Below are 21,538 nucleotides of genomic sequence, written 5' to 3' on the forward strand. Positions count from 1 at the left end.
AATATATCGTATCTTCACAAATAAATATGGCGGGAAACCCCGCCATAGTGCCGTTTATTTATTGTCACTCGCGACGCGAATCACGACTTTGCCGAAGTTACGCCCTTCAAGCAGGCCAATCAGCGCCTCGGGCGCGTTCTCCAGCCCGTCCGTTATCTGTTCGCGATAGTGAATTTTGCCCTCCTGCACCCAGCGTCCCATCGCTTCCTGGAACTCCTTAATGCGGTGACCGTAATCCTGGCCGATGATAAAGCCCTGCATACGAATGCGTTTCTTCAGGATGGTCGCCATCAGGAGCGGCAGGCGATCCGGCCCCTCGGGCAGGCCCGTCGCATTGTAGCCGCTCACCAGGCCGCACACCGGCACGCGCGCGGAGGTATTCAGTAACGGCAGCACGGCGTCAAATACTTTCCCGCCGACGTTTTCATAATAGACGTCAATCCCGTTCGGGCATGCGCGTTTCAGCTGTTCGGCAAAGTCGGCCGCGTGGTGATCCAGACAGAGGTCAAACCCGAGGACCTCAACGGCATGGCGGCATTTTTCAGCCCCACCGGCGACGCCGACTACCCGGCAACCTTTGATTTTACCGATCTGCCCGACGGTCGCGCCAACCGGGCCTGTCGCCGCGGCGACCACCAGCGTTTCGCCCGCTTTTGGCTGCCCGATATCCAGCAATCCCATATAGGCGGTAAAGCCCGGCATGCCCAGAATACCCAGCGCCCAGGAAGGATGTGACGGATTTTCTCCCAGCTTCACCAGGCCGCTGCCGTCCGAGAGTTCATACTCCTGCCAGCCGCTGTAGCCCAGCACCCACTCACCGGCTTTGAAGTCGGGATGATTTGACTGCTCAACGCGGCTAACCGTTCCCCCCACCATCACAGCGCCCAGCTCAACCGGTGGTGAATAGGATGGCGCATCGCTCATACGCCCCCGCATGTAAGGGTCCAGCGACAGCCAGACGGTGCGCAGCAAAAGCTGTCCCTCAGCCGGGGCGGGAACAGGCTGCGTTTCGAGACGAAAATTTTCCGCGACCGGCGCACCCTGCGGACGAGAGGCCAGCACCCAGCGGCGATTTTGCGAAACAGGTTGATTCATCGGGATCTCCTTCTTGTACAAATGTCATTACAGCCTGGCTCACGATCGGCGTTATCGCATTAGCATTACGAGGCAGACTGGTTAAGCCGTACAACCAGATAGATGCAGGTTTCATTCGTTTCGTTGATGAACCTGCAGTCATTTGGCGGCCCCAGCTCGAGACAGTCTCCGGCGTGCATTTCGTGGCGCGTATCGCCCTCCTGAAACACCAGCTCGCCGGACTGGAGCCATATAAGCTGACGTGCCAGCGCGTAAGAAGATGCAGGCATCGGAACATCGCTGCCCGCGGGCAGTTCAACCTGAACAAGGTCGATGGGCAGATCGGTGCGGGGAGAAACATGGCGGCGGAGATAGTGCGTCTGCGGATCTCGCCAGACGGGCTGGTTTGCAAGGCGCAGCAGCTTGCCCTCCTGCATTTCGGCCCGGGCAATAAGCGTTGACATGCTGATGCCAAACGCGCCGGACAGGCGAGCAAGCAAGGTGGCCGTCGGGCTGCTGTCTCCGCGTTCAATCTTGTGGATCATCGCGCGCGAGACCCCTGCCCGGTCAGCAAGCTCGCTCAGGGACCATCCGCGAGACTCGCGTTCAAGGCGAATTCTTGCGCTAATCCGTTGATTCATCGTGTCTGTTATGGTGTTCATGACGTCATACTATAGTGTATGAAAGGCATTTCAATGTGCTTTTGATAACAAAAAAATATGGCTTATGCCGTAGCGTTCGGGCTATACGGTTGTGTAATATCGTAGGAATAACGTAACACTATAGTGAACAACACACAGAGGGTTAATCATGATCGTTCGTCATGCCTGCAAGGAAGACTGCGCTGCGATAGGCAAAATCTACAACCATGCGGTGCTGCATACTGCCGCGATCTGGAACGATAAAACCGTCGATACCGATAACCGAATCGCCTGGTTTGAGGCGCGCACGCTCGCGGGTTACCCGGTTCTGGTGAGCGAGGAAAACGGCGTTATCACCGGTTACGCCTCTTTCGGCGACTGGCGCGCCTTCGACGGTTTCCGTCATACGGTTGAGCATTCGGTCTACGTCCACCCGGATCATCAGGGCAAAGGGATTGGCCGCACGCTGATGAAGGCGCTGATTAACGAGGCCCGCGCCATTGGGAAACACGTGATGGTGGCCGGCATTGAAGCGCAAAACCATGCCTCGATTCATCTCCATGAAACGCTCGGCTTTGTGACGACCGGACAAATGCCGCAGGTGGGAACCAAGTTTGGCCGCTGGCTGGACTTAACCTTTATGCAGCTGCAGCTGGACGAGCGCAGCGATCCGGACGCGATCCCATGAATCAGTCACTGACGCTGGCGTTTCTGGTCGCGGCGGGCATCGGTCTGGTGGTGCAAAACACCCTGATGGTGCGTATCACCCAGTCCTCCTCCACCATTCTCATCGCGATGCTGCTGAATTCGCTGGTCGGCATCGTGCTATTTGTCGGTATTCTGCTGCTGAAACAGGGCGTGGCCGGGTTCAGCGAGCTGGCCGCGACGGTGCGCTGGTGGACGCTTATCCCGGGGCTGCTGGGGTCGTTTTTCGTGTTTGCCAGCATCAGCGGGTATCAGAACGTTGGCGCGGCGACGACTATCGCCGTGCTGGTGGCAAGCCAGCTGATTGGCGGGCTGGTGATGGACGTGCTGAGGAGCAACGGCATTCCGCTCCGCGCCCTGATTGGCCCGGCGTGCGGCGCGGTGATGCTGGTCGTCGGGGCCTGGCTGGTGGCGCGACGCCAGTTTTGATCGTTACAGTATGGTGCCGCCTTTGGTCAGCTGTTCCTCACGCGCGTCCAACTCCTCTTTATGCTGCTTACCGTGGTGCGAAATCGCGGTACGCAGACGCTGCTGCTGGGTGTAGCGATCTTCACGGCTGAGCTCAGCGTCATCGCTTAATTCGATCAGCAGTTCATTCATATGGGTAATCACGCTCTCTTCGATAGCGGCATCCACACGGGCGGTAACTTCGCTTAAATGTGACATTGTCACTCCTTGTCATGTGCCCGGTGGCGCTACGCTTGCCGGGCCTACGGGTGCCAAATGTAGGCCGGGTAAGGCGTAGCCGCCACCCGGCGATAAAACGCTTAGTTCAGCTTCGCTTTGGAGAAATCGCTGCCCATCAGGCTCACGCTGTATCCGGTCACGTTGCTGCGGGTTGCATAGAACGTTTTCCCGTTTGCCAGTGCGATCCACGGCGCCTGCTGGTAGAAAATCTCCTGCGCCTGGCCGTAAAGTTTCGCGCGCTCGGCCGGGCTGCTGGTCAGCTTCGCTTTTTGCACCAGAGCATCATAACCCTTATCGCACCAGCGCGCGGCGTTTGATCCGGTTTTAATGCTGTTGCAGCCCAGCAGCACGTCGGCAAAGTTATCAGGGTCACCGTTATCGGACATCCAGCCAAACAGCGCGGAGTCATGTTCGCCTTTACGCATTCCGGAGAGATATTCACCCCACTCGTAAGAGACAATTTTGGCCTTCACGCCGACTTTCGCCCAGTCGCTCTGGATCATCTCTGCGATACGGCGCGAGTTCGGGTTATAAGGACGCTGAACCGGCATTGACCACAGCGTGACTTCCGCGCCCTTCTCCAGCCCCGCCTGCTTCAGCAGCGCTTTCGCTTTTTCAGGATCGTAGCTGTAGTCCTTCAGGTCTTTATTAAAGCCCAGCATATTTGGCGGGATCGGCGATTTTGCCACCGTGCCCGACCCCATAAAGACCGCGTTAACAATGGCCTTCTTGTCGGTCGCGTAGTTAAGCGCCTGACGCACCAGCACGTTATCAAACGGTTTTTTCTCGGTGTTGAACGCCAGATAGCCGACGTTCAGCGCATCGACCGAGTGCAGCGTCAGGTCTTTGTTGTTCTTGATGGCGTCAAACTGAACCGGGGACGGTGCAGGAATGATCTGGCACTCGTTGGTCTGCAGCTTCGCCAGACGGGTTTCCACGTTCGGCGTGATGGAGAAGATGAGATGCTTCGTCGGCACCTCGCCTTCCCAGTAGTTCGGGTTCGCGACGTAGCGGATCAGCGAATCCACCTTGTACTGCTGCAGCACATAAGGCCCGGTGCCAATCGGCCAGGTGTCTACGTTTTCAGGCGTGCCTTTTTTCAGCATCGCGTCGGCGTATTCGGCGGAGAGAATGGAGGCGAAATCCATCCCCCAGTCGGCCAGAAACGCGGCGTTGGGTTCGCTGAGGGTGAACTGGACGTGATAATCGTCGACCTTTTTAACGTCCTGGATCAGCTTATCGAGACCGACATCGTTAAAGTATTCGTAGTTGCCCTGCGACACGTTGTGATACGGGTGTTTAGGGTCTTTCTGACGCAGAACCGAGAAAATAACGTCATCGGCGTTAAAGTCGCGCGTCGGTTTGAAGTATTTATTGCTGTTGAACTTCACCCCTTTGCGCAGGGCAAAGGTATACGTCTTACCGTCCGGCGAAATCGTCCAGGACTCCGCCAGCGACGGAACCGGTGTGTTTTTCACCGGGTCGAAATTGATCAGGCGGTTGTACAGTACCTGAGAGCTGGCCACAAAAGACGGGCCAGAGCTGGCGATTTGCGGGTTGAAGGACTCGGGAGACGCTTCAGAACAGTAAATAAGGGTGTCGTTGTTTGCCGCCCATGCGGCACCGGCTGGTAACAGCGCGCTCAGCGCAAGGGCGAGCAGTGTTTTCCCTGTAGACATGGTTATAACCCTGACAGTTTTATTATATAAGACAGTAATAACAGCACAGGCGATATGACCTGGCAAATAACGAAACACTATCAGGTTATTCTAAAGCCGCGTTTATTGCTGTTTTAACAGCCAGCGCCCAAAAAGGTGATTTGCCTTAAGGGCCATTATTCGTCAAGCACAACCGTCACTTTCTATGCCGCAAGAAATCGGTCCTTTTAGCGTCTCTTCCCCCGTTTGGTTGCTTCCTCGTTTCGTTAAAGTAACGGTGTGAAGAAGTATATGGGATCAAATCGTGGCAAAAACTCTTTTACGCAGCGGTAACCTGGATGACTTTCAGGCCGTTGGGGGCGGCGGACAAGCCGTTTTTGAATCAGCGTTACAAATCCGGGAAGCGCTCCGGTTGCGCAAACAACAGGCCATCGTCGACTGTCTGGCTATTCCTCAGGTCAACGACAGCGGTGACCGCGTGGACTGGTATTCCCCCGTTGAAGGTAGCGTAACCAGTTGGAAGGCGGCCGATGAAGATGACCGTTATCGCGCCCTGCGCTATCTGGAAAACACGCTAGCCAGCGTTGAGTCGTTAAGCAAGAAATGCCTCCAGTCGCCCAAAACCGCACAGCAGCTTTTTGGTTCTCTGCTGTCAAAGGCGTTTCAGTTCCCGGGTGAAAACTTCCTCTTCCTGGTGGACGGAAAGCCGGTCATCAGCTTCTGGGGGTTTGTAAACCTGAACGAAAATGCGCGCGACGATGTCCTCGACTGCCTGCGTGAATCGCTGGTCCCTGAGCCTGCCCCCGTTGTGATTGAAGATCCTGAACCCGAGCCTGAGCCAGAACCGGTTGTGGCCTTCGAACACGCCGACGAGCCGCTGATCGCCCCTTCCACGGTGGTGCGTATCACGCCGGAAGATCTGTATGAGCCTGAGCCGGCACAGGCCGTTGCGCAACCAGTCCAGGAACCTGTTCCGGCGAACGTCGTGAAAAAACGTCGCATTCCCATGTGGACGCTGCCGGTTGCCGCGGTGATCGTTGCCGCCGTTGCTGCACCGCTGCTGTGGCCAAAACAGTCCCCTTCCGCTGAGCCCGTGCCGACACTGACACCTGAGCCAGTAGAGATTGCGCCAAAGCCGATCAAAGCGGTTGAGCCGCTGGCCATGAAATTACCGCTGCATCAGGCAGAGGTCCTGGCAAGCAAAGAAAAAGAGCCTGCTCCCGTTCCTGCACCACAGCCCGCTCCGGTGGTGATTGTCGCCATCCCGAAAGACGCCATGGTGATGGAAGCGAATCAGGTGAAAGCGGGATCGACGCGTTTCCTGAACGGCACCTGGCGTGCGGTTCTCGACGTGAAAGATCCGGTCACCGGCAAGCCGCCGTCAATGCGCTATCAGATCCAGAACAATAAAGGCTTCGCCCGGGTTGTCCATGGCGACAACGTTGTCTGCCGCGCGGAGGTCTTCTCCGGCCTGCACAGCAACGGTGAGCTGATGATTAAAAGTCGCGGTACTGCCCGCTGCACCGACGGCTCCCGCTACCCGATGCCGGAGGTTGCCTGTAAAGCAGGCGCCAGCGATATCGCAGAATGTCGCGCCCGTTATGATGCCAATACCGTCGTTCCCCTGACGTTCAAGAAAGCAGGTGCCTGATCCTATGCTGGTTAATCTTTGCGACTATAAACAAAGCGTCACGCTTATTGCCAACAGCGGCGTGCAGTTCCTTGATTTCGGTCTGACGCCGCAGGACACCGCCAGCAACGGGCGCTTCGTACGTAAAACCGCGAACGGTCCGCTTTTGCGCCTCGATTTCGACCTGGTCAACGGGCGCTATACCCTCCCGGGCACGAACGGCGGGCAGCCTGAAGTGGTCAAACCGGAAACCACCCTCCCGCTGCATCAGTCTCTGACGGTGCTGGACGGCGTCTGGCTTCCTGTTCCGTTCCTGCGCTTCAACCCGCCGCGAACCTTCGTTGAGGGGCCTGATAACTGGGCCCGCGTTCAGGTGCGCAGGCTGGATACACCCGATACGGCAGGCAATACGCACCGCGTCACGCTCGCCCTTGACAGCCAGATTGCAGAACACGCCACGTCCGCCCTGTCCCCGGTTGAAAACGATATTCTCAACGGGACCCGTTTCGCGCTGGCCTGGCGAGACAACGAAGTTGAAAGTTTCCTCGACCAGACCTGGATTGACGGCTGGCTGCGCGAGGCGTTTACCCAGTATGCCGACGGCGTTGAGAACCGCTCTGAACGCGACCTGCAGCAGGCGATGCGCAGTTTTGAATATCAGGCCCACTGGCTTAACCTGCTGACCATGCTCGGTGAACAGCTCACCGTACCGGAAGTGAAATTTGTCACCCATACGCTCAGCACGCCAGCCATTCCGGTCGACCTGATCCTCGACGTGGGCAATACCCACACCTGCGGCGTCATTATTGAAGACCACGGCGACGCCAACGATGGCCTGCGCCAGACCGCCGAGCTGCAGGTCCGCTCGCTAAGCGAGCCGCAGTTCCTGAATGCGCCCCTGTTCACCAGCCGTCTTGAGTTTTCGGAAGCGCGCTTTGGCAAGCAGCACTTCTCGGTTGAAAGCGGTCGCGAAGATGCCTTTGTCTGGCCGTCAATTGTTCGCGTGGGCGATGAAGCCCGCAAGCTGGCGATGCAGCGTCTGGGGACCGAAGGCAACAGCGGCATCTCCAGCCCGCGTCGCTACCTGTGGGATGAAACGCCGGTCGTGCAGGACTGGCGCTTTAGCCAGATGAACAGCAAAACCCAGCGTGAGCCGCTTGCCACCGCGTTTCCGCTGATGAACCTGATGAACGACGACGGCGAGCCGCTCTTCACGCTGCCGCAGGACGAGCGGCTGCCGGTCTTCTCGCCGCAGTACAGCCGCAGTACGCTGATGACGCACATGCTGTGCGAGCTGCTGGCGCAGGCGCTGGGGCAGATCAACAGTGTCGCCACGCGCCTGCGTCTGGGCTTCCCGGCGTCGCCGCGCCAGCTGCGCACCCTGATCCTGACCCTGCCCTCGGCCATGCCCAAGCAGGAGCGCGAAATTTTCCGTCGCCGCATGTTTGAAGCCATCGCCATCGTCTGGAAAGCGATGGGATGGCACCCGCAGGATGAGGATTTTGTCACCCGCAAACAGCAGGATAAAAGCGTGGTGCCGGTTCCTGAAATCCAGATGGAGTGGGATGAAGCCAGCTGCGGTCAACTGGTCTGGCTGTATAACGAAGCAATCTCCCGCTTTGGCGGTCAGACCGAAGCTTTCTTCTCCTCCCTGGCCCGCCCGGACCGTGAGCCTGAGCCGGGTAGCCAGCCGGGCCGCGCGCTGCGCGCTGCCTCCATCGACATCGGCGGCGGCACAACGGATATGGCGATCACCCACTATCAGCTGGACGACGGCTCCGGCAATAACGTCAAAATCACCCCGCAGCTGCTGTTCCGTGAAGGCTTTAAAGTCGCGGGCGACGACACGCTTCTGGACGTGATTCAGCGCTACGTGTTGCCCGCGCTGCAAACGCAGCTGCAGAAATCCGGTATCGCGGACGCTTCGCTGCTGATGGCGTCGCTGTTCGGCGACTCCGGGCGCATCGATACCCAGGCGGTACTCCGTCAGCAAACGGCGCTTCAGCTCTTTATGCCGATTGGCCACGCTATTCTTGCCGCGTGGGAATCGAGCGACGTTGACGATCCGCTGGCCGGTCTGCATGCCACCTTTGGCGATCTCCTGCCGCAGAAACCGACCCGCAACGTAATGAATTATCTGCAGCAGGCGATCGACCATGCCCTGCCTGCGGGTTCAGACGCGTTTGACCTGTTCGCTGTGCCGCTGCATGTGAACTTCCGCGAAATGCAGGATGCAATGCTGGCCGGGCAGTTTACGCTGGCCTCGCCGCTTCACGCGGTGTGCGAGGCGATATCCCATTACAGCTGCGATATTCTGCTGATCACCGGACGCCCCGGCTGCCTGCCTGGCGTTCAGGCGCTGATTCGTCATCTGCAGCCGGTGCCTGTAAACCGTATCGTCTGGCTGGATAAATACCAGGTGCACGAGTGGTATCCGTTCAGCCAGCAGGGGCGCATTGGCAACCCGAAATCGACGGCCGCCGTGGGGGCCATGCTCTGCAGCCTGGCGCTGGACCTGCGTCTGCCGCGCTTCAACTTTAAAGCCGCGGACATTGGCGCGTATTCAACCGTGCGGTATCTCGGCGTGCTGGATAACACCGTTAATACCCTGCGCGAGGAAAACGTCTGGTATCAGGATATCGACCTCGATAAGCCGGGCGCGAAGCTCGACGCGCGTCTGCACTTCCCGCTGCGCGGTAACGTTACCCTCGGCTTCCGCCAGCTGGCGAACGCGCGCTGGCCCGCCACGCCGCTCTACACGCTCAGCATCAACTCGGCTGAACTGGCGAAAGCCATTGCCGGTGACGGCGTGCTGAACGTGCGGCTGAAGCTCTGCGGCGGCAGCAAGCAGGAAGGTCCTGAGGCCTTCGAGCTGAGCGATGCCTGGCTGCAGGACGGCACGCCGGTTGCCCCTGACGCATTAACCTTCAAACTGAATACCCTGGCCGATCGCCGACATAGCGGTAGCCACTACTGGATCGACAGCGGGAGCGTATACCTGAAATGACAGCGACGACGACCACCACTCAGGCCTTAATCGGGTGGATTAATGAGACGCGCCTGAACGCCCCTGTGCTGGATAACGATGCTGACGCCCTGCTTGCTCGCATCAACGCGGCGCAGGCGCGGGAGCAGGCCATTGAACGCGCCATGACGCGCCAGAGCAGCATTGGGCTTTACGGTCATTCGCAGAGCGCGAAAGCCCATCTGCTGTTATCCCTGTGCGGCAGCGGTAATGGACGCCTGAACGTGACGCCGGGCCAGCGCACCTTTGACTATTTTTCGCATATCAATCCGGGACATGCCCTGACCAACATGGCCGTCCGCTTCACCCGGCAAAGCCCGGAGGTGGCGGATGAGGCGTTCCCGCTGCGTCTAAGCCTGGTCACCGAGGCCGAGCTGGTACAGCTGTTTATTGCCCGCTCGACGCTGCATCCGCAGATGCGCGCGGTAGATAAGGCGGTCATTGAGACACGTCTGGAGAAATGGCGCGGGCTGCGCCAGCCGCAGGGCGTGCCCGGCATCACGGCTCAGGAAGTGGGGGCGATAGCCCGCTTCTGGCAAAGCACCGTACCCGCCGCTAAGCAGCAAATTGATGATGCCCTGTGGCATGAGTTCGCCAGGCTGGTGCCTTCTCTCGATCTCAGCACGCGGGCCAGCGTCTGGTCGCTGCTGTGGGGCGAGCAGCAGGAGTTGACCCAGCAGTGGTTAAAACTGGCCCATGTGCTGCACCAGACCAGCCATGCCGGAGAGCTTGCTGCCCCGCTTAGCCTGCTGGTGGACAGCTTTGGCCTGCCGGGTGAAGGGTTCCTGACGCACGACGGCACGTTAGATCTTCAGGACGCGCAGGAGACGCTGCTTCATCCGCTGAATAGCGGTATAATGCTAAACGCCATCAGCATCCCCGTCGACGTGCTGGCCTTCCTGACCCGCGAGCTGGTGCTGCCGGTTGAGAACGGCGCGCTGGATAACGTCGATATTATTGATATTCCGGTTTTTGAAGATAACCGTGCCGACCCGCTACGCCAGGCGAAGTCCCAGTGGCTGCTCGAGCATTACCGTCAACAGCTTCAGCCGGATGTGCTGGTGATTTGCAACGCGACGGCGCAGCACGAACACACGGCAAAAAAAGCAAAAGTGTTGATGAACTGGGTCAAGGAGACGCAGCCTGCTGAAGAATCGGCCCTGCCGGGGCTGGTGTGGGCGATTACCCCTCACGACGCCCGCTTTACCACCCGACAGAATCTCGATGAAGCCGTACAGCATCTGCTTGGAAAGCCGGGTTTACGCTGGGGCACGCTGCAGGCGCTGGACAGCCACAGCATGCAGCGCGTCATTGAGTGGCTCTCTCAGGCCACGCTGCCCGCGCAGCGACAGAAGCGTCTCGGCACGCTGAAAGGCTTGCTGCGACAGGAGCTCTCATCGCTGATGCAGAGCTATCTGGCACCGCTGGTTGAAGAGCCGGGGACAAGACGCGCTCAGGCCGAAAACATGGTGCGCACGCTGCAAAGCAGCGCCGCCCGCCACGGCGAACTGCTTGAAGGCCTGCTGCCGCCGCTGAAAGCCTTTGAAACGCTGCTCGCCGTTCAGCAGCCGCGCGAGGAGCAGGTGAACGGGCTGTTTACGGACACTATTGACCTGTTTGCCGAGAATACCCAGGAAAGCAGCGGCCTGTTCCAGACAAAAGACAAAGCGCGTCTGGCGCACAGAGTCTGGATAAATCATCTGCGTCAGTGGAGCCGCAATGAGGCAACGGCCGCGCGCCTTGGGCTGGAGCCTTCGGTATTACAGCAAATCGCGGATGTGCTGGTGGTCACCAGCTACCGGCTTGATCTGCCTCAACAGCTTCAGCGTATCGTCGAAGCGGATAAAAGCAGCGCGGCACAGCTGCATGCCGTGATGGGCAATTTCATTGGCTGGCTGGGTTACGACCAGACGCCTGTGGCAACACGTCCGGCAAGCCGCATCCGCAAGGGGCAGGCAATCTTCGTTACGCCAGTGGTCAGCAGCGCCGAGCCTCGCTTGACGCGACTGGGAGAACAGCCTGTGCATGCGGCCACCGCGTACGTATACGACTGGCTGGTCGCACTCTATAGCCGCGCGATAGAGAACATTGATTACCAGCATCCGCATGATGTTCAGCCCGGTGCTCGCCGGGCTTTACAGGCGTTATTGCGCTGAGATGTCGGCCCGCAGCCATGCGGGCCATTTTCACCGCGCCATACAGCCAACGATCGTCTGCGCCAGCGCAGAAGGGTTTTCCCACGACATTGAATGCCCTGCCGCAGGAATGATTTTCACCTCGACGCCCTTTTGTTTCAGACTTTCCACATCGTCATCCGGAAGAGAATGCTCGCCGAAAATCAACGTTACCGGGCAAGGAAGTGACAGAAACTGCGCTTCCCATTCCGGTTCAACGCCCGCCACCAGGCTCGATGCACCCCGCCAGACGGCATACGGCGCATTGCTCTGCAGGCACCCGGCCCACGCCGTTTTTTCCGCGCTGAGCATGGCGTCATAGCCCTGCGTCAGAAACTGCTGCTCGGTTTGCGCCGCAATAGACCGGCTGAACATGCCCCCGCCCGCGTGAAAATTGGGCTCTGACACCATCAGCCCCTTCACGCGCGACGCCAGCAGCCCCGCCGTTTCGATAGCAATGCTGCCGCCCATGCTGTGGCCGTATAACCAAAAGGACTCCAGCTCTAGATGGTCAATCAGTTCCGCCACAACGTGCGCCTGGTCGGTGGTTTTATAGCTGTAGTGCTCAGGCTTGTCGCTGTAGCCGCTGCCAGGCAAATCGATGAGAATCGCTCTGCGCGCGCCAAACAGCGGGTCATGAACGACACGGGGATATTCATAGGAAGAGGCGCAGCCCAGCCCGTGAATGAACACCACGGGATCGCCGGTGCCGGGCAGGTCATGCCAGCGCACGGTACAACCGGCCTGCTGCGAGTAAAAACTGTTCATAAGCACTCCTTTTACGATGCACTGTGTATTTATACAGTTGCCGTATCTGGAATGCCATATTCATCTTTTAAAAATGGAAGCGTGCTTCAGAAAAGCGAGACCAGCAGCGCAACGGGAAAGCTCATTGGCCAGGTTGACCCCACCAGAAAAGCGCTGAGCAGGCGGATACGTTTGCGGTCTTTAGAAAGGAACCAGGTAATTAATGCGCAGATGGAAGCCATGATTGCGTAAAAAACCAACATCTTTTGATACAACGTCATTCTGTATACCAGAGCCGAAAAAATAACCGCACGCAATATGCGTCATATGTTGATACAGATCAAGTTTTTTCGTTACAGAATAACCACTTAAAGGTTATGGATAATAACAATTGAGTATCTTACGTAACACTCATGGCGGGCGCGGGGAACGCCTGGCCGCGCATGCGGCCAGGCGTGGCGGGCTTAGTGTTTGATCATCACATGCCGCACGACCGTATAATCCTCAAGCCCGTAGACCGACATATCTTTGCCGTAGCCGGATAATTTCATGCCGCCGTGCGGCATTTCGCTCACCAGCATAAAATGGGTATTCACCCAGGTGCAGCCGTACTGCAGGCGCGCGCTCAGACGATGGGCGCGGCCCACGTCTTTGGTCCAGACCGATGACGCCAGGCCATACTGCGAATCGTTCGCCCAGGCCAGCACCTGCGCCTCGTCGTCAAACTCGGTAACGCTCACCACCGGGCCAAACACCTCCCGCTGAACGATGGCGTCGTCCTGCTTCGCCCCCGCCAGCAGGGTTGGCTGGAAGTAGTAGCCTGCCCCCTCTTTTTTGGTCCCACCGGTGACAACGCGGATGTGGCCGAGCGCTTTCGCCTCATCGACCGCCTGACAGACGCGTGAAAGATGGGCGGCCGAGCTGAGCGGTCCCAGTTCGGTAGAGTCATCCTCCGGCGCCCCCATTTTGAGGCTGGCGACCGCTGCGCCCAGCTTTTCCACCAGCGCGGCATAGATGCCCTTCTGGGCATAAATCCGGCACGCCGCCGTACAGTCCTGCCCGGCATTGTAGAAACCAAACGTCCGCACCCCTTCGACAACCGCATCCAGGTCGGCATCATCAAAGACGATAACCGGCGCTTTACCGCCCAGCTCCATGTGGGTGCGTTTAATGGAGGACGCGGTATGGCCGATGATATGTTCCCCGGTAGCAATCGAACCGGTCAGCGAGACCATACGGACTTTTTCATGCCCGGTAAGCGGATCGCCCACCGTTTTACCGCGACCAAAAAGGACGTTCAGCACACCTGCCGGGAAGATATCTTTAGCCAGCTCTCCCAGCTTCAGCGCGGTGAGGGGCGTGATCTCTGAGGGCTTAATCACCACGCAGTTCCCTGCCGCCAGCGCGGGCGCCAGCTTCCAGGCCGCCATCATCAGCGGATAGTTCCAGGGGGCAATAGAGGCAACCACGCCCACCGGATCGCGGCGGATCATCGACGTGTGCCCGTCAAGGTACTCCCCGGCGGCAAGCCCGTTCAGACAGCGGGCGGCCCCGGCAAAGAAACGGAAAACGTCGACCACCGCCGGAATTTCATCGCCCAGAGCACAGTGCAGCGGCTTCCCGCAGTTGAGGGATTCGAGCCGGGCAAAGTCCTCCCCATGCGCTTCAATCGCATCCGCCAGCTTCAGCAGGCACTCGGCACGGGTTTTCGGCGTGGTTTGCCCCCACTCAGCAAAAGCACGGTCGGCCGCCTGAACCGCCGCGTCGACCTGAGCCGCTGACGCCTCGGCAATCTCCAGCAGGAGTTCTCCAGTGGCCGGGTTATAGACCGGCTGTTTTTCTCCCTCTCCGGTTACCAGTTTTCCCTCTATCAGCAGTTGTGTTTGCATAGCATTTTCCTGTTGAATTCACTGTTATTTCCCGCTGCCGGCGATGTTCTCACCGTCGCGGGTTAGCCACCAGGCTCCCAGAATGGGGATAGTTGTCACCAGCATCACCAGCAGTGCCACGACGTTGGTGACCGGAACGTCGCGCGGACGACCGAGCTGATTGAGCAACCACAGCGGTAACGTGCGCTCGTGTCCCGCCGTAAACGTTGTGACGATTATCTCGTCAAACGACAGGGCAAACGCCAGCATTCCCCCGGCCAGCAGCGCTGAACCCAGATTGGGCAGCACCACATAGCGGAAGGTTTGCCAACCGTCAGCCCCGAGATCCATCGACGCTTCCACCAGGCTCCAGGAGGTGCGTCTGAACCGGGCAATCACGTTGTTAAACACCACCACCACGCAAAAGGTGGCGTGTCCGACCACGATGGTGAAAAACCCAGGCTCAAGGTCGATCGTTTTGAATGCCGTCAGCAGCGCCAGACCGGTGATGATCCCCGGTAACGCAATCGGCAACAGCAGCAGCAGCGAGATCGCATTCTTGCCAAAAAACTCGCTTCGCCACAGCGCCGCTGCAGCAAGCGTGCCAAGCACGAGGGCAATCGCGGTGGAGAGCGCGGCAATCTGAAGTGACAGCGTCACGGATTCAATAATATCGCCGCGCCCCGCCGCCACGCTAAACCACTTCAGCGTCAGCCCCTGCGGCGGAAAGCTGAAGGCCGCCTCTTCGGTATTGAAGGCATAGGTCGCGATAATCAGCAGCGGGAAGTGCAGGAAGATGACGCCTCCCCAGGCTGCCACTTTCAGGAACAGCGGTGCGCGTTCAGAGTGCATCGAATGCTCCCAGACGTTTCACGAACGCCAGATAGAGTGAAATCAGCACGATGGGCACCAGCGTGAACGCGGCGGCCATGGGCATATTGCCAATGGCGCCCTGCTGCGAGTAGACCATGTTACCGATGAAGTAGCCCGGCGGCCCCACCAGCTGCGGAACGATGAAATCTCCCAGCGTCAGGGAAAAGGTGAATATTGAGCCCGCGGCAATACCCGGGATCGCCAGCGGCAGAACGACGTAGCGAAAGGTCTGGCGAGGGCGCGCGCCGAGGTCGGCTGAGGCCTGCAGTAGCGAGGCCGGCAGGCGTTCCAGAGCCGCCTGGACGGGCAGGATCATAAACGGCAGCCAGATATAGACGAAGACCAGAAACCGTCCCAGCCCGGAGGTGGACAAGGTGTTGCCGCCAATCGCCGGGAGCGTAAGGAGTGAGGTCAGGATCGGCTCCAGCCCCATATGGTTGAGAAACCACTGCGCCACCCCATCCTTCGCCAGCAGCAGCGTCCAGGCGTAGGCTTTGACGATGTAGCTCGCCCACATTGGCAGCATCACAGCGATATAGAAAAACGCTTTCCACTTGCCGCGGGTGTATCGCGCCATGTACCAGGCCATCGGGAATGCCAGGATGGCGCTGGCAATCGTCACCGCAATCGCCATGGTTAACGTGCGCAGGATAATGTCGTAGTTTGCCGGGTTGAAAAGCGCCTGAATGTTCGCCAGGGTCAGATCCGGCGTGACGGCCATGGTGAAATCGTCAAAGGTGTAAAATCCTTGCCACAGCAGGGTCAGAAGCGATCCTAAATAGACGATGCCAAACCACATGAGCGGCGCGAGCAGAAGCAGGAACAGGCCGAGCGACGGTTTACGCCAGAACAGCGCCGTCATGCGGCTTAAGCGGCCGTGCGAGGCGGGAGGATGCGCGACACTCATAGACATTTCACCTCTCCTCGTGCAGGCGAATCATCGCCTCGCGTGACCACGACGCCATCACCGCCTGCCCCGGCGCAATGCCGCTCAGCGACGAGGTTTCACTGAGATTGGCCTGGCTCACCAGCAGTTTGGCGCCATCGGCAAGTTTCAGCTCCAGCCGCGTGGCCGCCCCCTGATACTGAACGGCCTGCACGATGCCCTGAACCTGAACGTCTCCGCCCTCATTAAGGCGAATATGTTCCGGGCGCAGGGAATAGCTGCCTTCCATGCCGCATATTTTCTGCGCAAGGCCCGCATCAAAGACGTTGGACGTGCCGACAAAACCGGCGACAAACGGCGTGCGCGGACGCATGTAGAGATCGCGCGGAGTATCCACCTGCTCGATGCGCCCGTTATTGAACACCGCCACCCGGTCTGACATGGACAGGGCCTCGCCCTGATCGTGGGTGACAAAAATAAAGGTGATGCCGAGTTCCTGCTGAAGCTTCTTTAGCTCGAACTGCATCTGTTCACGCAGTTTGAGATCGAGCGCACCTAAGGGTTCATCCAGCAGCAGGACGCGCGGCTCATTGACCAGCGCCCGGGCGATGGCGACACGCTGCCGCTGGCCGCCGGAAAGTTGTGAAGGTTTGCGGGCTATGGCAAAGCTCAGGCCCACTTTTTCCAGGGCATCACGGGCCTGCGCATGACGTTTTTTCTTGTCGATGCCTTTGACCATCAGCCCGTAGGCAACATTGTCGAGGATCGACATATGCGGGAACAGCGCGTAGTCCTGAAAGACGGTATTCACATCCCGCTCCCAGGGAGGCAGTCCGCTCGCCTCTTTGCCGAAGATAGAAATTGTGCCGCCTGACAGCTGTTCAAAACCCGCGATCAGACGCAGGCAGGTGGTTTTGCCGGAGCCCGAAGGCCCCAGCATGGAGAAAAATTCTCCGTCACGAATAGCAATGGTGACCCCATCCACCGCCCGTACGTCGCCGTACAGACGGGAAACGTTGTTAAACTCTACCGCGTACGTCATGTTCTGCTCCCGGGCAATTAACGACCGCCCATGATGGCGATGTAATCCTGCGTCCAGCGGCTGTAAGGGACAAATTTGCCGCCTTCGGCGATAGGGGTTTTCCAGAACATGATTTTGTCGAACTCGTTATAACCGTTTGTTTCGCAGCCTTTATCACCCAGCAGCGTGCTGGCCTTACACCCTTCAGCAACCACGGGCAGGGAGCCAAACCAGGCCGCCAGATCGCCCTGCACTTTCGGCGTCAGCGACCAGTTCATCCATTTGTAGGCGCACATCGGGTGTTTTGCCTGCGCGTGCAGCATTGTGGTGTCCGCCCAGCCTGTCACACCCTCTTTCGGGAAAACGGTGGCAATGGGCTGGTTCTCGGCCTTCAGGGCATTCGCCTGATACGGCCAGGCGCTGGAGGCCACGACGCCTTCATTTTTGAAATCGCTCATCTGAACCGTGGTGTCATGCCAGTAGCGGTGGATCAGCGCGTGCTGGTCGCGCAGCACTTTCAGCACGGCGGCATACTGTGCTTCGGTAAGCTGGTAAGGGTCTTTGATCCCCAGCTGCGGCTGGGTAGCTTTGACGAAGAGCGCCGCATCGGCGATATAAATCGGGCCGTCATACGCCTGAACGCGTCCCTGATTGGTTTTACCGTCCGGCAGATCCTGTTTGGTAAAGACCACGCTCCAGCTGTCCGGCGGCGTCGGGAAGGTTTTGGTGTTGTACATCAGCAGGTTTGGCCCCCACTGATACGGCGTGCCGTAGACTTTCCCGCCGACGTTAAACCATTCCCCTTTCACAATCCGCGCGTCGAGGGTTTTCCAGTTGGGGATGAGGTCGGGGTTAATGGGCTGAACGCGTTTCCCCATGATCAGGCGCAGAGAGGCGTCACCCGAGGCGGTGACCAGGTCATATCCCCCTTTCGCCATCAGGCTGACCATTTCATCCGACGTGGCCGCCGTCTTGACGTTGACCGCACACCCGGTCTCTTTTTCAAACTGGGTGACCCAGTCGTAGTTTTTATCCGTCTGTCCGCGTTCGATGTATCCCGGCCAGGCGATAATATCCAGTCGACCTTCCCCGTCGCCGATGGCCTTTGGTGGTTCTGCGGCTTGCGCTGTCATGATAGTCATGCCGAGCGCGCACAGGCTGCTGCGGGCAAATTTTTTGCTCATAAGGGTTACTCCTGTCGCAATGAAATTTAGCGGCAGCCGTGCCGTAAAAATATCTCCCTTATTAAACGTAGACCGCGCAAATGCGCCGCACCGTACGGCTTCAGGAAATTTCATCAAGGTGTGACCGAGGGCGCATTCCCCGTTAACTGGATTATAGACAAGGAGTTAGCCGCGAGAGACGGTATGCAGATTTCCTATGACAGGGCACCGCGAAATATTCGCAGCGCCGTCATCAGGATAAGAATTGATTATTTAAATAACGGAGAAAAGTTTATTCCAGCATCGTGCTAATTAATTTTCCTAACTGAATGACCGCCTGCTCTTCTCGCTCTCCCCACGCCCAGGAGGTATTAAACCGGAAGAACGGTGTCCACGCGTCGGAGGTGGAAAACATCTTTCCGGGCGCAATGCTGATGTGGTGCGTTAAGGCTTTTTCGCTGAGCAGCCCCGCATCCAGCTGCGCCGGAAGCTCCAGCCATAAAAAGTAGCCGCTGTCGTTATGGTGGATTTTGACGCCGGCAGGCATATGGCGCAAAAGGGACTGCCAGGCCTGCTGTTTTCGCTCGGCGAGCGTACGCCGCAGCCGGCGCAGATGGGCGTCGTAGCGTTTCGTCGCCAGGTAATCCACCAGCGCCAGCTGCACGGGTGAGCTGGTGGAGAGCGTGCTCATCAGCTGCAGCTGCTGAATGCGTCTCGCGTGTTTTCCTGCCGCAACCCAGCCGATGCGAAAACCGGCTACCAGACATTTTGAAAAGGACGAGCAGTGAAGCGTCATGTCCTGGCGATCCCATGCTTTCGCCGGGAGCGGCTTTTCGCGGCCAAAATAGAGCTCGCTGTAGACATCGTCTTCAATCAGGGGGACGTTGTGTTGCGTTAACAGCGCGACAAGCTGCGCTTTTTTCTCCGCGCTCAGCGTGAAGCCAAGCGGGTTTTGACTGTTGGTCATGATCCAGCAGGCCTTAACCGGGTACTCCTTCAGCGCCTGTTCAAGGGCATTCAGGTCAATCCCCTCGCGGACATCCGTCGCAATCGACAACGCTTTGAGCTTCAGGCGTTCCAGCGCCTGCAGCGCGCCGTAAAAACACGGGTTTTCGACTATCACCCAGTCGCCCGGCTCGGTTACCGCCTGCAGGCTGAGATTGAGCGCTTCAAGCGCGCCTGCGGTGATCACGATCTCTTCCGGGGAGATATTCATCCCCTGCTGCGCGTAGCGACGGGCAATGGCGTGGCGGAGATCGACGTTACCCGGGGGCAGGTTCTCAATCACGCTCATCGCCGTCGCGGTTTTGCTGACGTTCGCCAGCGAGCGGTTGAGCTGCTGCAGCGGGAAAAGTCGGGGATCGGGAAACGCGGAGGCAAAAGGAACAACGGACGGGTCGCGGCTGGCCTGTAAGACGTCGAAGATGTAGGTATTAATATCCACCACTTCGTCACGCATCACCTGGGCAGGTGGAGCAGGCTGATGTGCGGTCGGGCGCGAGGCAACGTAATAGCCCGACTGCGGTCTGGCGACAATGCGCCCCTGACTTTCCAGCATCTGATACGCGTGGCCAACGGTCATAAAACTCATGCCGCTGCTCGCCACCTGCTCTCGCAGCGAAGGCAGCTTATCGCCCGGCAGCCATACGCCAAGCTCAATCTGCGAGATAATTTGTTGCGCCAGACTCTGGTATTTTTTCATCAAATTCTCCTTGTGACCGACAGTGTATATCAGCAGGAGAAAAAGAGAAGATTTAGCTAACTGTTATGGTTCCTGAAACGAATTACTTACGGTACTCGGTAATGTGGCTTTGCGCCTGGCGCGCGGCGGCCAGGTGATCGAGCGTAATCATCGACGATTTGCAAAAGATGCATTTCGCGCCGAGTGGGTTTTTCTCGGACATATCAAAGACTGAGGTACGGTACTGCGAGCCATGACAGCATGGGCAGCGGAAATGAATATAAGAAGTCATAGGATTCTCCTGTGAACGTAAAAAACGTAAATTACTAATGGGCCGATTGGGCAATAATGGTTTTAAACAAAACGAATCGGAAAGTAGATAAAGACCCAAGAGAGGCTGCGGAGAGGCACAACGTGATGAGAACTGCTTTATAAAACTACGTCAGATATTTATTTGGACTCAAAACCAGATGGCCATTAACGCACGGCGCAGACGATAAAGCAAGCAGTTTTATGCGTAAAATTCATAAAAAGACGGTTTTTATTACTCACTCGAGGTATATCAGATGGCTAAAGCATGAGTTTTAAGCCAACTGTTATGGTTAAAAATCACTTTTCTGCGTCTGATAGTCCGAACGTTGCCCCTATACCATAACAGCACACCGTTTGACATTGAGGCTGTGCATGTTTGGTTTAGATGCTTTTCACCTTGCACGGATACAGTTTGCCTTTACCGTATCCTTTCACATTATTTTCCCGGCGATCACCATCGGCCTGGCAAGCTATCTTGCCGTACTCGAAGGGCTGTGGCTGAAAACCAAAAATCCGGTCTGGCGCTCGCTGTACCATTTCTGGTCAAAGATTTTTGCCGTCAACTTTGGCATGGGCGTGGTCTCCGGGCTGGTGATGGCCTACCAGTTCGGCACCAACTGGAGCGGATTTTCACAGTTTGCGGGCAGCATTACCGGCCCGCTGCTGACGTATGAAGTGCTGACCGCCTTCTTCCTCGAAGCCGGGTTCCTCGGCGTGATGCTGTTCGGCTGGAACAAGGTCGGGCCGGGACTGCACTTCTTCGCCACCTGCATGGTGGCGTTGGGCACAATTATTTCCACCTTCTGGATCCTCTCGTCGAACAGCTGGATGCAGACCCCGCAGGGCTATGAGATCGTCAACGGTCAGGTCGTGCCGGTGGACTGGTTCGCCGTGGTGTTTAACCCCTCCTTCCCTTACCGCCTGCTGCATATGTCGATAGCCGCATTCCTGAGCAGCGCCCTGTTTGTGGGCGCATCCGCGGCATGGCATCTGCTGCGCGGGAATAATACCCCTGCCATACGGGCAATGTTTTCGATGGCGCTGTGGATGACGCTGATTGTCGCCCCCATCCAGGCCATGGTTGGCGATATGCACGGGTTGAACACCTTAAAGCACCAGCCCGCCAAGATTGCAGCCATTGAAGGCCACTGGGAAAATCCGCCGGGTGAGCCTACCCCGCTACTGCTGTTTGGCTGGCCGGATATGGAACAGGAGCGCACCCGCTTTGGGCTGGAGATCCCGGCGCTGGGGAGTCTTATCCTGACGCACAGTGTGGATAAACAGGTTCCGGCCCTCAAAGAGTTTCCGAAGGAAGACCGTCCGAATTCCACCATCGTCTTCTGGTCATTCCGCATTATGGCGGGCCTGGGCATGCTGATGCTGCTGCTCGGGG

General features: G+C 58.0%; 19 protein-coding genes. 6 read left to right on the forward strand and 13 right to left on the reverse strand.

The features are described from left to right. Positions 1 to 54: 54 nt before the first annotated feature. Complete coding sequence (locus ADJ24_RS02535) at positions 55 to 1,095, reverse strand: NADP-dependent oxidoreductase (protein WP_047741953.1); 1,041 nt, start codon at positions 1,093 to 1,095, stop codon at positions 55 to 57. A gap of 65 nt (positions 1,096 to 1,160) precedes the next feature. Next, a complete protein-coding gene (locus ADJ24_RS02540; protein ID WP_023311983.1) occupies positions 1,161 to 1,736 on the reverse strand; it encodes a helix-turn-helix domain-containing protein in 576 nt (191 codons plus the stop codon). A gap of 148 nt (positions 1,737 to 1,884) precedes the next feature. Here ADJ24_RS02540 and ADJ24_RS02545 point away from each other — a divergent pair, with 148 nt between their 5' ends. Together ADJ24_RS02545 and ADJ24_RS02550 are read left to right on the forward strand one after the other, a co-directional pair. Next, on the forward strand, positions 1,885 to 2,403 hold the full coding sequence (locus tag ADJ24_RS02545) for a GNAT family N-acetyltransferase (protein ID WP_023311984.1): 519 nt from the start codon (positions 1,885 to 1,887) through the stop codon (positions 2,401 to 2,403). Continuing rightward, entirely contained in the window at positions 2,400 to 2,849 is a 450-nt protein-coding gene (locus ADJ24_RS02550; protein ID WP_023311985.1) for a DMT family transporter, read from the forward strand. The genes ADJ24_RS02545 and ADJ24_RS02550 overlap by 4 nt, the downstream gene beginning before the upstream one ends. Before the next feature lie 3 nt (positions 2,850 to 2,852). Here the strand turns inward: ADJ24_RS02550 and ADJ24_RS02555 are convergent, their stop codons facing one another. Both ADJ24_RS02555 and ADJ24_RS02560 read right to left on the reverse strand, forming a co-directional pair. Beyond that, positions 2,853 to 3,086, reverse strand: a complete 234-nt coding sequence (locus ADJ24_RS02555) for a YdcY family protein (protein WP_023311986.1) — start codon at positions 3,084 to 3,086, stop codon at positions 2,853 to 2,855. A gap of 101 nt (positions 3,087 to 3,187) precedes the next feature. Next, entirely contained in the window at positions 3,188 to 4,786 is a 1,599-nt protein-coding gene (locus ADJ24_RS02560; protein WP_023311987.1) for an ABC transporter substrate-binding protein, read from the reverse strand. Positions 4,787 to 5,069: 283 nt separating this feature from the next. On the opposite strand from ADJ24_RS02560, the gene ADJ24_RS02565 reads away from it, so the two are divergent. From ADJ24_RS02565 to ADJ24_RS02575, 3 genes are read left to right on the forward strand one after another with little or no spacing between them, the layout of a single operon-like run. After that, positions 5,070 to 6,416, forward strand: coding sequence for an SrfA family protein (locus tag ADJ24_RS02565; RefSeq protein ID WP_023311988.1), 1,347 nt, complete (start codon positions 5,070 to 5,072; stop codon positions 6,414 to 6,416). A gap of 4 nt (positions 6,417 to 6,420) precedes the next feature. After that, complete coding sequence (locus ADJ24_RS02570) at positions 6,421 to 9,402, forward strand: virulence factor SrfB (protein ID WP_023311989.1); 2,982 nt, start codon at positions 6,421 to 6,423, stop codon at positions 9,400 to 9,402. After that, on the forward strand, positions 9,399 to 11,576 hold the full coding sequence (locus ADJ24_RS02575; RefSeq protein ID WP_023311990.1) for a virulence factor SrfC family protein: 2,178 nt from the start codon (positions 9,399 to 9,401) through the stop codon (positions 11,574 to 11,576). Before ADJ24_RS02570 ends, ADJ24_RS02575 begins: the two co-directional genes overlap by 4 nt. A gap of 30 nt (positions 11,577 to 11,606) precedes the next feature. Here the strand turns inward: ADJ24_RS02575 and ADJ24_RS02580 are convergent, their stop codons facing one another. The 9 genes from ADJ24_RS02580 to ADJ24_RS02615 all read right to left on the reverse strand — a co-directional run bounded on the left by ADJ24_RS02580 (position 11,607) and on the right by ADJ24_RS02615 (position 20,125). Next, positions 11,607 to 12,362 (reverse strand): alpha/beta fold hydrolase, encoded by a 756-nt coding sequence (locus tag ADJ24_RS02580; protein WP_023311991.1) that lies wholly within the window; start codon positions 12,360 to 12,362, stop codon positions 11,607 to 11,609. A gap of 86 nt (positions 12,363 to 12,448) precedes the next feature. Continuing rightward, positions 12,449 to 12,622: a GhoT/OrtT family toxin gene (locus ADJ24_RS23360; protein WP_013096478.1), complete on the reverse strand. Its 174-nt coding sequence runs from the start codon at positions 12,620 to 12,622 to the stop codon at positions 12,449 to 12,451. A 183-nt stretch (positions 12,623 to 12,805) separates the two neighbouring features. Continuing rightward, positions 12,806 to 14,230 (reverse strand): aminobutyraldehyde dehydrogenase, encoded by a 1,425-nt coding sequence (gene patD, locus ADJ24_RS02585; protein ID WP_023311992.1) that lies wholly within the window; start codon positions 14,228 to 14,230, stop codon positions 12,806 to 12,808. 24 nt (positions 14,231 to 14,254) lie between these two features. Beyond that, positions 14,255 to 15,061 carry an ABC transporter permease gene (locus ADJ24_RS02590; protein WP_023311993.1) on the reverse strand — a complete coding sequence of 269 codons (807 nt, stop codon included), beginning with the start codon at positions 15,059 to 15,061 and terminating at the stop codon, positions 14,255 to 14,257. Continuing rightward, a complete protein-coding gene (locus ADJ24_RS02595; protein ID WP_023311994.1) occupies positions 15,051 to 15,995 on the reverse strand; it encodes an ABC transporter permease in 945 nt (314 codons plus the stop codon). The genes ADJ24_RS02590 and ADJ24_RS02595 overlap by 11 nt, the downstream gene beginning before the upstream one ends. Before the next feature lies 1 nt (position 15,996). Beyond that, complete coding sequence (locus tag ADJ24_RS02600) at positions 15,997 to 17,010, reverse strand: ABC transporter ATP-binding protein (RefSeq protein WP_023311995.1); 1,014 nt, start codon at positions 17,008 to 17,010, stop codon at positions 15,997 to 15,999. A 17-nt stretch (positions 17,011 to 17,027) separates the two neighbouring features. Then, positions 17,028 to 18,173: a putative ABC transporter substrate-binding protein YdcS gene (gene ydcS, locus ADJ24_RS02605; RefSeq protein ID WP_023311996.1), complete on the reverse strand. Its 1,146-nt coding sequence runs from the start codon at positions 18,171 to 18,173 to the stop codon at positions 17,028 to 17,030. Between the two features lie 271 nt (positions 18,174 to 18,444). Continuing rightward, positions 18,445 to 19,854 carry a PLP-dependent aminotransferase family protein gene (locus tag ADJ24_RS02610; RefSeq protein ID WP_023311997.1) on the reverse strand — a complete coding sequence of 470 codons (1,410 nt, stop codon included), beginning with the start codon at positions 19,852 to 19,854 and terminating at the stop codon, positions 18,445 to 18,447. An 82-nt stretch (positions 19,855 to 19,936) separates the two neighbouring features. After that, entirely contained in the window at positions 19,937 to 20,125 is a 189-nt protein-coding gene (locus ADJ24_RS02615; protein ID WP_023311998.1) for a hypothetical protein, read from the reverse strand. A 392-nt stretch (positions 20,126 to 20,517) separates the two neighbouring features. On the opposite strand from ADJ24_RS02615, the gene ADJ24_RS02620 reads away from it, so the two are divergent. Continuing rightward, on the forward strand, positions 20,518 to 21,538 hold a 1,021-nt coding region (locus tag ADJ24_RS02620; RefSeq protein ID WP_048702006.1), incomplete at its 3' end, for a cytochrome ubiquinol oxidase subunit I.

This window comes from Enterobacter sp. 940_PEND, assembly GCF_001059415.1.
Lineage (GTDB): Bacteria > Pseudomonadota > Gammaproteobacteria > Enterobacterales > Enterobacteriaceae > Enterobacter > Enterobacter cloacae_M.